We start from the raw sequence: 231 nt of genomic DNA, 5'->3' as shown, positions 1-231 counted from the left end.
ACCTCATCCTGGATGTGTACGAGCAGGTCATCCGCTAGATCCCGTTCGATGGCCTGCACTGGTTCATCGACCACGCCGAAACGATCACCCCGCGCAACATCGACCGCATCCGCGCGCTCGGCGGTGGCCTGGCGTTCCAGCTCCGCCGGGCCTTCCAGGGCGAGGCGTGCGTGCTGCGCTCCGGCGCCGCCGCCGCGCGCCCTGCGCGTCCAGTACGGCGCATGCGGCAGG

1 pseudogene is annotated in these 231 nt (G+C 70.6%); it reads left to right on the top strand.

The features are described 5' to 3' along the window. Window positions 1-231, top strand: a pseudogene (locus ACQG3P_RS25125) (amidohydrolase family protein); the annotation flags it as partial.

Source organism: Stenotrophomonas sp. SrG (genome assembly GCF_050031795.1).
Classification (GTDB): Bacteria; Pseudomonadota; Gammaproteobacteria; order Xanthomonadales; family Xanthomonadaceae; genus Stenotrophomonas; species Stenotrophomonas rhizophila_A.
The sequence above is the reverse complement of the archived record's forward strand: the minus strand, read 5'-3'. Positions and strand labels throughout refer to the sequence as shown.